General features: G+C 72.4%; 10 protein-coding genes, 1 pseudogene and 1 riboswitch. Of the genes and pseudogenes, 8 read left to right on the forward strand and 3 right to left on the reverse strand.

From position 1 onward, the window contains the following. Positions 1–43: 43 nt before the first annotated feature. Complete coding sequence (locus ABT247_RS25545) at positions 44–1084, forward strand: nucleoside triphosphate pyrophosphohydrolase (RefSeq protein ID WP_350746347.1); 1041 nt, start codon at positions 44–46, stop codon at positions 1082–1084. A gap of 46 nt (positions 1085–1130) precedes the next feature. Here the strand turns inward: ABT247_RS25545 and ABT247_RS25550 are convergent, their stop codons facing one another. After that, a complete protein-coding gene (locus ABT247_RS25550; RefSeq protein WP_350746350.1) occupies positions 1131–1556 on the reverse strand; it encodes an SDR family NAD(P)-dependent oxidoreductase in 426 nt (141 codons plus the stop codon). 356 nt (positions 1557–1912) lie between these two features. Between ABT247_RS25550 and ABT247_RS25555 the strand changes: the two genes are divergently transcribed. From ABT247_RS25555 to ABT247_RS25585, 7 genes are all read left to right on the forward strand, one after another. Next, a complete protein-coding gene (locus ABT247_RS25555) occupies positions 1913–3202 on the forward strand; it encodes a cytochrome P450 family protein (RefSeq protein ID WP_350746353.1) in 1290 nt (429 codons plus the stop codon). A 210-nt stretch (positions 3203–3412) separates the two neighbouring features. Then, positions 3413–3582: riboswitch (cyclic di-AMP (ydaO/yuaA leader) on the forward strand. A 1-nt stretch (position 3583) separates the two neighbouring features. After that, positions 3584–4360, forward strand: coding sequence for a transglycosylase family protein (locus ABT247_RS25560; protein ID WP_350746356.1), 777 nt, complete (start codon positions 3584–3586; stop codon positions 4358–4360). 280 nt (positions 4361–4640) lie between these two features. Then, positions 4641–5927, forward strand: coding sequence for a phosphopyruvate hydratase (eno, locus tag ABT247_RS25565; protein WP_350746359.1), 1287 nt, complete (start codon positions 4641–4643; stop codon positions 5925–5927). A gap of 105 nt (positions 5928–6032) precedes the next feature. Then, positions 6033–6530: an FtsB family cell division protein gene (locus tag ABT247_RS25570; protein WP_350746362.1), complete on the forward strand. Its 498-nt coding sequence runs from the start codon at positions 6033–6035 to the stop codon at positions 6528–6530. After that, positions 6502–7170: a DUF501 domain-containing protein gene (locus ABT247_RS25575; protein ID WP_350746365.1), complete on the forward strand. Its 669-nt coding sequence runs from the start codon at positions 6502–6504 to the stop codon at positions 7168–7170. The genes ABT247_RS25570 and ABT247_RS25575 overlap by 29 nt, the downstream gene beginning before the upstream one ends. 2 nt (positions 7171–7172) lie before the next feature. Further along, entirely contained in the window at positions 7173–8108 is a 936-nt protein-coding gene (locus ABT247_RS25580) for a Ppx/GppA phosphatase family protein (RefSeq protein ID WP_350746373.1), read from the forward strand. A 428-nt stretch (positions 8109–8536) separates the two neighbouring features. Beyond that, entirely contained in the window at positions 8537–9904 is a 1368-nt protein-coding gene (locus tag ABT247_RS25585; RefSeq protein WP_350746368.1) for an NAD(P)/FAD-dependent oxidoreductase, read from the forward strand. Between the two features lie 261 nt (positions 9905–10165). On the opposite strand, the gene ABT247_RS25590 is transcribed toward ABT247_RS25585, so the two are convergent. Together ABT247_RS25590 and ABT247_RS25595 are read right to left on the reverse strand one after the other, a co-directional pair. Then, positions 10166–12727 carry an ABC transporter permease gene (locus tag ABT247_RS25590; RefSeq protein WP_350746370.1) on the reverse strand — a complete coding sequence of 854 codons (2562 nt, stop codon included), beginning with the start codon at positions 12725–12727 and terminating at the stop codon, positions 10166–10168. Between the two features lie 48 nt (positions 12728–12775). Beyond that, positions 12776–12892 (reverse strand): annotated as a pseudogene (locus ABT247_RS25595) (ABC transporter ATP-binding protein); the annotation flags it as partial.

Genomic DNA, 12892 nt, shown 5'->3' on the forward strand with positions numbered 1-12892 from the left:
CCCGGGGCCGCCGCGCCGCCTCCCGGGCGGGTAGTTTCGAGGTGTGACGACGAATGCTGTGCCGACGGACGCCCCGGGCGCGAAGTTGATCCTGCTGACCACCACCCACCGGGTCGCCCCCGGGTTGCTGGCCTGGCCGGCCTGGGAGGCCCTGCGGTCGGCGGGCCGGGTGCTGGCGGCGGACGAGCGGCATCCGCAGGTCGCCGCGGTGCGGCAGGCCGGGGTGGCGGTCGAGGTGGTGGCGGCGGATTCGGCGCCGGCCCTGGCGCGGCTGCTGACCGGGCAGCCGGCCGGGACGGGGCCGACGGTCTGGCTGGGCAGCCCGGACGGGGACCCGGGGCTGACGGACGCGCTGGCACGGCTGGCGGTGGAGCGGGCCGGCGAGGTGCCGGAGATCGAGGTGCTGCCGGGCTCGTACGACCTGCCGGGCTCGCGGCTGCTGGACCTGGTGTCGGTGATGGACCGGCTGCGTTCGCCCGGCGGGTGCCCGTGGGACGCCGAGCAGACGCACGAGAGCCTGGTGAAGTACCTGGTCGAGGAGGCGTACGAGCTGGTCGAGGCGATCGAGGAGGGGGATCGGGACACCCTGCGCGAGGAGCTGGGCGACGTGCTCCTGCAGGTGTTCTTCCACTCCCGGATCGCCGAGGAGCACCCGACCGGGCCGTTCACGATCGACGACGTGGCCGGGGACATCGTCGAGAAGCTGGTGTACCGCCACCCGCACGTGTTCGGGGACGCGGAGGCCGAGGGCGCCGCCGAGGTGGAGGCGAACTGGGAGCAGCTGAAGGCCGCCGAGAAGGCGGACCGGGAGTCGGTGCTGGACGGCGTCCCGGCCGGGCTGCCGTCGCTGGCGTACGCGGCGAAGCTGGTGTCCCGGGTGCGCCGGGCCGGGTTCGAGGGCGTGCCGGACGAGCCGTACGAGCTGCCGGCGGAGCTGACCGCGGAGTCGGCGGGCCGACTGCTGCTGGCGGTGGCGCAGCGGGCGCACGACGCCGGGGTGGACGTGGACGCGGCGCTGCGCTCGGCCGCGCGCGGCTACCGGGAGGCGGTGCGCGCGGCCGAGGGACTCGGGCAGCAGTCGTAGCGGGGCGCGAGCGCGGGCAGGAGCGGGCGCTCGGGCCGCGGCGGCGTCAGGCCGCCGTGGCGGCCGGCTCGGCCGGGCGCCGCTGCGGGGGGACGAGCTCGCCGATGGCCTCGCCGACCAGGGCGACGAGTTCGGCGAGGCGCTCCAGGTCGAGGTGGGCGGGCAGGTCGGCGAGGGAGACGATCCGCTCGCCGTTCGGGCCGGCCACGCAGAAGAGGTCGATCGGTCCGAGGTGCTTCTCGGCGGTGTCGACCAGGGCGGCGACGTCGCTGGGCCGGCGGATGTCGCCGGCGACGCCGACGACGGGGCACCCGGGCCGGTCGAGTTCGGCGGCGAGGTCCTCGGCGACACCGACGTTGGTGTCGGCGATCAGCACCCCGGCGGCGCCGGCCGCGGTGAACCGGCGGGCGAGGTCGGCTCCCGAACCGCCGTCGAGCACCGCGATGACGACGACTGCCCCGCTGACCCGCATGGTCTGCTCCTCCCTGTGGGCGACACCGCACCGGCGCCCACGCACACTGCGGAGGATCGTAGGCACGACCTGACCCTCCGCAACAGGGATTACCCCGCAGGTGACCAGGCTCACGCCCGCCGTCCGGCCAAGCTCTGTCCAAGAGCCGTCCACGTCCCGTCCACGGGCCGTCCACGGAGGGGCGGCGCACCGCACGCGCGCCGTCGGCGACCGGCTCGCGCCCCCCACGGCGCCCGAACGGCGCCGTCCCCGGCGCCCCCTGGCGGCCGCCCGGCGAACCGTCCGCGACCGGTCCGGACGCCCTCGACGGCCGCCGGTGGGCCGGACGCGCCCGGGGCAGCGGTTACGGTCGACCCATGCCTGCTCAGCCCGACGCCGCCCAGCCCGCCCCGCAGCTCTTCACCTGGGAGTTCGCCGCCGATCCGTACCCCGCGTACGCCTGGCTGCGCGAGCACGCCCCGGTGCACCGCACCACCCTGCCGAGCGGTGTGGACGCCTGGCTGGTGACGCGGTACGCGGACGCCCGGCAGGCGCTCGCGGACAGCCGGCTGTCGAAGAACCCGGCGCACCACAGCGGGCAGGCGCACCGCACCGGTCGGGTGGGCATCCCGGGGGAGCGGCAGGCGGACCTGATGACCCACCTGCTGAACATCGACCCGCCGGACCACACCCGGCTGCGCCGCCTGGTGTCCAAGGCGTTCACCCCGCGCCGGGTGGCCGAGTTCGAGCCGCGGGTGCAGCAGCTCACCGACCGGCTGATCGACGGCTTCGCGCAGCGCGGCTCGGCCGACCTGATCCACGAGTTCGCCTTCCCGCTCCCCATCTACGCGATCTGCGACATGCTGGGCGTCCCGGCCGAGGACCAGGACGACCTCCGGGACTGGGCGGGCATGATGATCCGCCACCACGGCGGGCAGCGCGGGGGCGTGGGCCGGGCGGTCAAGCGCATCCGCGCCTACCTGGTTGACCTCATCCACCGCAAGCGCGCCGACCTCGGGGACGACCTGATCTCCGGTCTCATCCGGGCCAGCGACCACGGCGAGCACCTGACGGAGAACGAGGCCGCCGCGATGTGCTTCGTGCTGATCTTCGCGGGGTTCGAGACGACCATCAACCTGATCGGCAACGGGACGTACGCGCTGCTGCGCAACCCGGGCCAGCGGGCGCTGCTGCAGGAGTCGGTGGCGCGTGGGGAGACCGCCCTGCTGGAGACCGGGATCGAGGAACTCCTGCGCTACGACGGGCCGGTGGAGCTGGCGACCTGGCGGTTCGCGACGAGCCCGCTGAGCATCGGCGGGGTGGAGATCCCGGTCGGCGATCCGGTGCTGGTGGTGCTGGCGGCGGCCGACCGCGACCCGGCCCGGTTCGCGGACGAGAACACCCTGGACCTGGCCCGGACGGACAATCCCCACCTGGGGTTCGGGCACGGCATCCACTACTGCATCGGCGCCCCGCTGGCCCGGCTCGAAGGGCGCTCCGCCCTGGCCACGCTGCTGTCGCGGCTGCCCGATCTCAGGCTTGCCGAGAGTCCGGAGAATCTGCGCTGGCGGGGTGGCCTGATCATGCGTGGGCTGCGCGAACTTCCGGTCGAATTCAGTCCCGAGGCGACGTCTCCGGACCCGGTTCCTGAGGCTCCGACACGCTGACGGATGGTCGTCCCGCGGCCCTCAGGCACCGTATGAACGCCCATCAAACCGGACAAACAGGTGCCGTTGGTAGGCGATTGGTCACCTGCCGTGATTTCCGTGTGATGTCGACGATATGAGCTTGTGATCGGTCTGAGGATCTGTCTAATCTCCCTGGAGTTCGCAGCTGCGGACCTCGTGCGCGGAACGCCGAATCCTGCCCGCCGCGTCACGGGAAACCGACCAGAACCCTGGGCAGGGGCGGGGGAACCAGGTTTGTTGCCGTCCCCACGGCTTGGGGTGAAGCCGCCCGAGCGGGAACGTCTCCGCGCACGGCGGCCGGGCCACCTCCCCGGTCCGAACCCGACAGCTCACCTCGCAGGCGTGCGGAGAGGGACCTTCATGCTGTTCGTTGGAACCGGCCGTCACCGTCGTCGCACCCAGGCCGAGAAGGCCGTCGCCGTGGCCGGTGTGGCCGGCGTCGGACTTGCGCTGCCGCTCCTCACCGCCACCGGTGCCTCCGCCGCCCCGGCCTCCACCTGGGACTCCGTCGCCCAGTGCGAGAGCGGCGGCAACTGGAGCATCAACACCGGCAACGGCTTCTACGGCGGGCTGCAGTTCACCTCCAGCACGTGGAAGGCCTACGGCGGCACCGCCTACGCCCCGCAGGCCAACCAGGCCAGCAAGGCCCAGCAGATCTCGGTCGCCGAGAAGGTGCTGGCCTCCCAGGGCCCGGGCGCCTGGCCGGTCTGCTCGCAGAAGGCGGGCCTGACCAAGGGCGGCGCCCCGGCCGCCGTCGACACCTCGTCGGACGCCAAGCCCCGGTCCGCCCCGCAGCAGGCGCCCAGGACGCAGGCTCCCGCTCCGGCCGCGAAGCCGGCCCAGAAGCCGGTCCAGCCGTACGCGCCCAAGCACGCCGCGCCCCGGCAGGCCGAGAAGCCGGCCGAGCAGCCGGTCCAGCAGTACACCCCCAAGCACGCCGCCCCGCGCGCCGAGCAGTCGGCCCCGACCGCCCCGGCCGGCCACGACTACACCGTGCGCTCCGGTGACACCCTGTCGACCATCGCCGCCGCCCAGGGCGTGACCGGCGGCTGGCAGGCGCTGTACGACGGCAACCGCTCCACCGTCGGCGGCGACCCGGACCTGATCATGCCCGGCCAGGTCCTGCACCTCGGCTGAGGACCGACGAGGGGGCCGGCCGACGGGTCGGCCCCCTCGTCCGCTTCCGTCCGGTTCTGTCCGGGTCCGTCCGTGCCGGTCCGGGTCCGTCCGCGCCCGGGGGACAAGCTGGGACAAGCAGGTGAACTACCGGGGGGTAGCAGGGCCACACGTTGAGACGGGGCCGAGGCCAGCGTGGCCCCGGGAGCCCGGGCGGTTAGGCTCTGGTCGTAACGACTCCGCAATCGTCCCGCCGACATCACCACCGTCAGCCGGACCAGCTTCCGCAAGGAGATGCCTCGTGCCGTCCATCGATGTCGTCGTAGCCCGTGAGATCCTCGACTCGCGCGGCAACCCCACGGTCGAGGTCGAGGTCGGCCTCGACGACGGCAGCACGGGTCGTGCCGCTGTCCCGTCGGGTGCCTCGACCGGTGCCTTCGAGGCGCTGGAGCTGCGCGACGGCGACAAGAACCGCTACTTCGGCAAGGGCGTCGAGAAGGCCGTCCTGGCCGTCATCGAGCAGATCGGCCCCGAGCTCGTCGGCTACGACGCCACCGAGCAGCGCCTGATCGACCAGGCCATGCTGGACCTGGACGCCACCCCGGACAAGTCCTCGCTCGGCGCCAACGCCATCCTGGGCGTCTCGCTGGCCGTCGCCCACGCCGCCTCCGAGGCCAGCGACCTGCCGCTGTTCCGCTACCTGGGCGGCCCGAACGCGCACGTCCTGCCCGTCCCGATGATGAACATCCTCAACGGCGGCTCGCACGCGGACTCCAACGTCGACATCCAGGAGTTCATGATCGCCCCGATCGGCGCGGAGTCCTTCTCCGAGGCCGTCCGCTGGGGCGTCGAGGTCTACCACACCCTCAAGGGCGTGCTGAAGGAGCGCGGCCTGTCCACCGGCCTCGGCGACGAGGGCGGCTTCGCCCCGAACCTGGACAGCAACCGCGAGGCCCTGGACCTGATCACCGAGGCCATCCAGAAGGCCGGCTACGTGCCCGGCCGCGACATCGCGCTGGCCCTGGACGTCGCCGCCTCCGAGTTCTACCAGGACGGCGCCTACCAGTTCGAGGGCAAGGCCCTGTCGGCCGCCGAGCTCATCGAGTACTACGCCGAGCTGGTCGCCGCCTACCCGCTGGTCTCCATCGAGGACCCGCTGGACGAGTCGGACTGGGACGGCTGGAAGGCCATGACCGTCAAGCTGGGCGACAAGGTCCAGCTGGTCGGCGACGACCTGTTCGTCACCAACCCGCAGCGCCTGGCCAAGGGCATCGAGACCGGCACCGCCAACGCGCTGCTGGTGAAGGTCAACCAGATCGGTTCGCTGACCGAGACCCTGGACGCCGTCGAGCTGGCCCAGCGCAACGGCTACCGCTGCATGATGTCGCACCGCTCCGGCGAGACCGAGGACGTCACCATCGCCGACCTCGCCGTCGCCACCAACTGCGGCCAGATCAAGACCGGCGCCCCGGCCCGCTCCGAGCGCGTCGCCAAGTACAACCAGCTGCTGCGCATCGAGGAGATCCTCGACGACGCCGCCGAGTACGCCGGCCGCGGCGCGTTCCCGCGCTTCCGCTCCGCGGAGTGATGAGCACGGCGAGCCAGCCGGCCGAGCACGCCTGACCGGTGCCCCGCCGTTCACCCCGTAGGGTTGACGGCGGGGCACCGTCGCGACCAGGAGGGGATACGGGAGATGGCTGGCTGGAGGATCCCGGGCTTGGCGGCCCGGCCCCGGTTCACGAGCCGGGCGACCGTCCTCGTCCTGGTGCTCTGCTCACTGGTGGCGATCCTCGCCTACCCGACGCGGCAGTTCATCTCCCAGCGCGCCGAGATCTCCGCCCAGCGGGCGAAGGCCGACCACGCGCGCCAGCAGGTCGAGCAGCTGCGCCGGGACAAGGCCCGCTGGCAGGACCCGGAGTACGTCAAGGCGCAGGCCCGCGCCCGGCTGCACTACGCGGTGCCGGGGGAGACCCCGTACATCGCGGTGGACCCGGCCGGCTCGGCCGCCCGCCCCTCGGCGCCCGCCGCACCCGCCTCGGCCGGCGGCTCGGCCAGGGCCGCCGCCAAGCCCTGGTACGCCAGCATCTGGGACTCGGTGGACGCCGCCGACCTCGCCGCCGCGCCGCCCTCCGTGACCCCCCGTCCGCTCCCTCCGTCCTCCGTTGGAGACCCCACCCCCCATGACCACTGAGAACCACCCCGCCGTCTCCGACGCCGACGTCGCGGCCATCGCCGCCCAGCTCGGCCGGGTGCCGCGCGGCCTGCGCGGTGTCGCGCACCGCTGCCCCTGCGGCAACCCCGACGTCGTGGAGACGGCCCCCCGGCTGCCGGACGGCACGCCGTTCCCGACGCTGTACTACCTGACCTGCCCCAAGGCCGCCTCGCTGATCGGCACCCTGGAGGCGGACGGCGTGATGAAGGAGCAGACCGCCCGGCTCGCCGAGGACCCGGAGCTCGCCGCCGCGTACCAGAGGGCGCACGAGGACTACATCGCCCGGCGCGACGCGATCGAGGTGCTGGAGGGCTTCCCGAGCGCCGGCGGCATGCCGGACCGGGTGAAGTGCCTGCACGTGCTGGTCGGCCACTCGCTGGCGGCCGGCGAGGGCGTCAACCCGCTCGGCGACGAGGCGCTCGGCATGCTGGAGGACTGGTGGGCCAAGGGCCCGTGCGTCTCCCCGGCCGAGGTCGAGGCGGCCGGGGAGCGGGTCGCCCGCAACCGCGCCAAGGAGCAGGACCACGAGGCCGTGATCGCGGCCAAGCAGCGGAAGGCGGCCGAGCGCGCCGCGAAGAAGCGCGCCGCCGAGGACGCCGCGGAGCAGGAGTCCGAGTGACCATGACGCGTGTGGCCGCGATCGACTGCGGCACCAACTCGATCCGCCTGCTGGTCGCCGACCTGGACCCGGAGACCGGCGGGATCACCGACCTCGACCGCCGGATGATCGTCAACCGGCTGGGCCAGGGCGTGGACCGGACCGGCCGGCTGCACCCGGACGCGCTGGCCCGCACCTTCGCGGCCTGCCGGGAGTACCGGGAGATCATCACCGGCTTCGGCGTCGGCCCCGAGCGGATCCGCTTCGTCGCCACCAGTGCCTCCCGGGACGCCGAGAACAGCGACGAGTACGTCAAGGGCGTGCGCGACATCCTGGGCGTCGAGCCCGAGGTGGTGAGCGGCGAGGAGGAGGCGCACCTGTCCTTCGTCGGCGCCACCAAGGAGCTGACCGGTGGACAGTTCCCGGCGCCCTACCTGGTGTTCGACCTCGGTGGCGGCTCGACGGAGTTCGTGCTCGGCGGGACGGACGTGCAGGCGGCGCGCTCGGTGGACATCGGCTGCGTGCGGCTGACCGAGCGCCACTTCGGCGGTGCCGAGCTGCCCTCCGAGGAGCAGATCGCCGAGGCCCGGGCCCACGTGCGGGCCGAGCTGGACAAGGCCGAGGAGGTGGTCCCGCTGACCGGCGCGGCCACCCTGGTCGGCCTCGCCGGTACGGTCACCACGGTGTCGGCGATCGCCCAGGGCCTGTCGGAGTACGACAGCGAGCGGATCCACCACTCCCGGATCAGCCGCGAGCGGGTCGCCGGAATCGCCCGCGAGCTGCTCGCCGCGACCCACGCCGAGCGCGCGGCCATCCCGTCGATGCACCCGGGCCGGGTGGACGTGATCGCCGCCGGGGCGCTGGAACTGCTGGAGATCATGGAGCGGACCGGTGCCGCCGAGGTGGTCGTGAGCGAGCACGACATCCTGGACGGCATCGCCTGGAGTATGGCCTCCTGACGGTCTGCAGGGCTTACCGAACCGGCTCCGGCGCCCCCGGCGGGGCACCGGAGCCGGGGCGCGCCCGGGCGCGGGCGGGAATGTTCGTGAATTTCTTCACATGGCGATCCAGTCATTCGTCGCACCCCGGGGCCCGCTACGCCCGAATTGTGAGACCGAAGGCCTGCCCCTGTCCGGGCCCGCTGGATCGCAGGTCAGGCCTCGTTCGGGGTTTGAAAATCGAAATCACGCGCGGGAACGCGGGAGCTGTGCGGATCGTTGCTGCTCAGCAGGGTGGTGCTCCGGCGCGCGTTCACGGCGCCCCCCTGAGGCCTGTGAGCCGCCCGGTGGGGGCCGTTTTTGTGGGCGCGGAGTGTAGCACGGGGTGTCCATGAGCTTGTGACCGGGCTCACGAAGGCTGCTCCGAACGGTGCTGGATACTTTCGGATATGAGCACCACGGAGCGTCCTCGCATCCTCATTGTCGGCGGTGGTTACGTCGGCCTGTATGCCGCGATGCGCATCCTCAAGAAGATGCGTTACGGCGAAGCGACCGTCACGGTCGTGGACCCGCGGTCGTACATGACGTACCTGCCCTTCCTCCCCGAGGCGGCCGGCGGCAACGTCGCGCCCCGCAACCTCGTCGCGCCGCTGCGCAGCGCCCTCAAGAAGGCGGAGGTGCTGACCGGGTCCGTCACCGGTATCGACCACGCCCGCAAGGTCGCCACCATCCAGCCCGCGGCGGGCGACAGCTACGAGCTGCCCTTCGAGTACCTGGTCGTCGCGACCGGCTCGGTCTCCCGCACCTTCCCGATCCCGGGTCTGGCGGAGAACGGCATCGGCATGAAGACGGTCGAGGAGGCCATCGGCCTCCGCAACCACGTCATGGCCCAGCTCGACAAGGCCGAGTCCACCACGGACGAGGAGGTCCGCCGCAAGGCGCTGACCTTCGTCGTCATCGGCGGTGGCTTCGCCGGCGTCGAGACGATCGCCGAGATCGAGGACATGGCGCGCGACGCGTCGAAGCTGTACAAGACCGTCAGCCGTGACGACATGCGCTTCGTCATGGTCGAGGCGGCCAACCGCATCCTCCCCGAGGTCGGCCCGGACCTGGGTCTGTGGACCAAGGAGAAGCTCGAGGAGCGGAAGATCGAGGTCTACATCGAGACCTCGATGGACTCCTGCATCGACGGCCACGTCATGCTGAAGAACGGCATGGAGATGGACGCCTCCACCATCGTGTGGACGGCCGGCGTCAAGCCGAACCCGGTGCTGGCCAACTTCGGCCTGCCGCTGGGCCCGCGCGGCCACGTCGACACCGCGCCGACCCTCCAGGTCCAGGGCTTCGACTACGTCTGGGCCGCCGGCGACAACGCCCAGGTGCCGGACCTCGCCGCCGGCGAGGGCGCCTGGTGCCCGCCGAACGCGCAGCACGCCTGCCGTCAGGCCGTCGTCCTCGGTGACAACGTGATCTCCGGCATGCGGGGCTTCCCGCAGAAGGAGTACAAGCACAAGAACCTGGGTGCGGTCGCCGGTCTCGGCCTGCACAAGGGCGTCGCGATCCTGTTCGGCAAGGTCAAGCTGAAGGGCCGTCTGGCCTGGTGGTTCCACCGTGCCTACCACGGCGCGATGGTGCCGACCTTCAACCGCAAGGTCCGCGTCTTCACCGACTGGACCCTCGCGATGTTCCTGAAGCGCGAGATGGTCGGCCTGGCCCAGATGGAGCGGCCGCAGCTGCCGATCCAGGAGGTCACGCCGCCCACCAAGCCCGTCGAGGCCGCCAAGCCGGCCGCCGACAAGGAGCTCGCCAGCAAGTAGCGACCGGACCCCGGTGTGGGAGCGCCGGGGGCATGAGTCGGAGGCCCTCCGCCCGGCAGTGACGCCGGACCACGACCTCCGTGGTGCTCAGCCGGCCGTGTGACCGGGCGGAGTACAGAAACAGAGGAGCCCCTGCCGAAACCCTCCGGCAGGGGCTCTCTGTTGTTCGCTCGCTGGGTGGTCCGCCCGCTGGCTCGTCCGCCCGCTGGGTGGTCCGCCCGCTCGACGCCGGGGCGCTCCGCCCCGGCGCCGCGGCGGGCGTCAGTCGGTCTTGATGCTCGACAGGATGTCCAGGCCCGCGGCCCGGCGGGCCGGCCAGATCGCGGCCACCAGCCCGACCAGCCCGGCCAGCGCCAGGAACAGGGCCAGCTGGCCGTACGGCAGGACGGTGGTCAGCCCGGTCAGGCTGGACTTCAGGGTGCCGTTGACCGCCCAGGCGATGAAGCAGCCGAGCAGCAGGCCGATCCCCGCGCCGAAGAGCGAGATCACCACCGACTCCAGTCGGACCATCCGCTTGATGCCCCGGCGGTCCAGGCCGATCGCCCGCAGCATCCCGATCTCCCGCTTCCGCTCGAACACCGACATCGCCAGCGTGTTGATCACGCCCAGGACCGCGATCAGGACCGCCATTCCCAGCAGGCCGTACATCAGGTTCAGCGCGAAGGTGATGATCTGGCTGAAGTCGTCCCGGACGTCCTGCTTGGACTTGACCTCGATCACCGGGTTGGCGCCGGTGGCGTCCTTGAGCGCCTGCTTGAGCGCGGGGGTGGCGCCGTTCTCGCCCTTCACCAGCACGTCGGCGACGTAGGGCTTCGGCTCGTGCTTGGCGATCTCGCTGTTGGCCAGCAGGACCGGGCCGAACATGCCGCCCCCCTCGTACACGCCGCCCACGGTGAGCCGCCCGGTCGAGCCGTCCGGGAAGCCGGCGGTCATCGTCGAGCCGGTGGTGACGCCGGACTTCGCGGCGACGTCCTGGTCCACCAGCAGCTGGCCGCTGCGGAGCGCGGCGGTGGACCCGCTGGTCAGCTTGACCTCGGCGATCCGGTCGAAGGCGTCCGCGTCCAGACCCGTGATCGACCTGGTGGTGCCGTCGAGCTTCCAGTACGCGGAGGTCATCGGCGAGGACGCCGCCACCCCGGGCGCCTTGGCGATCTGGGCGGGCAGCTGCCCGGACAGGTTCATGCCGTTGGCGGACGAGACGATGTAGTCGGACCTCATCGACCTGGTCACGGCCCGGTCGACGGTGTCGCCGACCGAGGTGCCGATCACGGTGAGCCCGGTGACCAGGGTCAGGCCGATGGTCAGCGCGGCGGCGGTGGCCGCGGTGCGGCGCGGGTTGCGCACCGCGTTCTGCTGGGCGAGCCGGCCCGGGGTGCCGCCCAGCGCCCGCAGCAGCGGACCGACCAGGGCGACCACCGGGCGGGAGAGCAGCGGCAGCAGGACGAACACGCCGATCAGGGCGAGGAAGGCGCCCCCGCCGACCGGCAGTCGGCCGCTGTCGTCACCGGTGGACGCGCCGTAGCCGATCAGCGCCAGGCCGCCGCCCGCGAGCACCGATCCGATGGTGTTGCGGACCACCAGGCTCTTCTGGGTGGCCGGTTGGTCGCCGCTGCTCATCGCGGCGACCGGCGCGATCCGGGCGGCGCGCAGGGCGGGCAGCAGGGCCGACAGCACCGTCACCAGGACGCCGACCGCGACGGTCACCACGACGGTGAGCGGCTTGACCAGCAGCGAGCCGCTCGGCATGTTCTCGTTCAACGAGCCGATCAGGGACTGCATCCCGGCGCCGATCCCGATGCCGGCCAGCAGGCCGGCCACCGCGGAGACGGTGCCGATCAGCAGCGCCTCGACCAGCACGGAGCGGGTGACCTGCCTGCGGCTGGCGCCGATCGCCCGCAGCAGTGCGAGCTCCTTGGTGCGCTGGGCGACCAGCATGGTGAAGGTGTTGGCGATGATGAAGATGCCGACGAAGAGCGAGATGAACGCGAAGACCAGCAGCATGGTGCGCATCGCGTCGGTGCTCCGGGCGATCTGCGCCTGCTCGTCGGCCTGGAGCGCGGCACCGGTCTTGATGACGAACTGGTGGTCCGACGGGATCACGGGCTCGGCCTGGGCGAGCAGCGCGTCCTGGGAGGTCCCCGGCTTCGCGGTGAGCACGATGCTGCTGTAGCGGCCCGGCTCCTGGAGCAGTGTCTGCTGGGCGGTGGCCCGGTCGAACAGGGTGAGGGTGCCGCCGGTGTTCACCACCGGGTCGTCGGTGGTGAAGAGTCCGGTGAGCCTGGCCTCGATCACCGGCCCGTTGACGGCGATCCGGACGGTGTCGCCGACCTTGTACCCGGCCCGGTCGGCGGTCCTGCGGTCGAGGGCGATCTCCTTGGCGTTCTTCGGGCCCTGGCCCTCGACCATCGGGTAGCGCGGGTCCCTGCCGTCCTGGCCGGGCGCGAAGTTGGCGCCCCGGGCGGCCCAGACCTGGCCGATCAGGTCGCCCTTGCGGTCGGCGACGCCGGTGAAGCCGCTGACCACGCCGCGGGCGCTCGCGGCGCCGGGCAGGGCGGCCAACCGCTGGACGGTGGCGTCGTCGAGGACGGTCGGGCTGCTCTCGCTCTTCTGCCTGGCGGAGGCGTCGGAGGCGGCCGCGTTGTCCACGACCTGGACCGACACGTCCGAGTAGCTCTTGGAGTTGCTGTCCCGCAGGGCCTTGCCGAAGGTGTCGGAGAAGACCATGGTGCCCGCCACGAAGGCGGTGCCGAGCAGGACGGCCAGGGCCGTCATCAGGAGCCGGCCCTTGTGGGCCAGCACGTTGCGCAGAGCGGTGCGATGCATGAGGTGTCCTGGGGAGGTTCGGTGAGGCGGGCTGAGGGGCCGGGCTGGTCAGCTGGTGCGGCCCTTGGCCTCGAAGCGGCGCATGCGGTCCAGGACGGTGTCGGCGGTGGGGGCGTGGAGTTCGTCGACGATGCGGCCGTCGGCGAGGAAGACGACGCGGTCGGC

This window comes from Kitasatospora sp. NPDC001539 (assembly GCF_040298565.1).
In the GTDB taxonomy this organism is placed as follows: Bacteria; Actinomycetota; Actinomycetes; order Streptomycetales; family Streptomycetaceae; genus Kitasatospora.

Bases quoted from the DNA above. Each gene is read 5' to 3' on its own strand.
- ABT247_RS25590 (WP_350746370.1), bottom strand. From the start codon at position 12,727: ATGCATCGCACCGCTCTGCGCAACGTGCTGGCCCACAAGGGCCGGCTC.
- ABT247_RS25570 (WP_350746362.1), top strand. From the start codon at position 6,033: ATGGCTGGCTGGAGGATCCCGGGCTTGGCGGCCCGGCCCCGGTTCACG.
- ABT247_RS25585 (WP_350746368.1), top strand. From the start codon at position 8,537: ATGAGCACCACGGAGCGTCCTCGCATCCTCATTGTCGGCGGTGGTTAC.
- ABT247_RS25550 (WP_350746350.1), bottom strand. From the start codon at position 1,556: ATGCGGGTCAGCGGGGCAGTCGTCGTCATCGCGGTGCTCGACGGCGGT.
- ABT247_RS25555 (WP_350746353.1), top strand. From the start codon at position 1,913: ATGCCTGCTCAGCCCGACGCCGCCCAGCCCGCCCCGCAGCTCTTCACC.
- ABT247_RS25560 (WP_350746356.1), top strand. From the start codon at position 3,584: ATGCTGTTCGTTGGAACCGGCCGTCACCGTCGTCGCACCCAGGCCGAG.
- ABT247_RS25580 (WP_350746373.1), top strand. From the start codon at position 7,173: ATGACGCGTGTGGCCGCGATCGACTGCGGCACCAACTCGATCCGCCTG.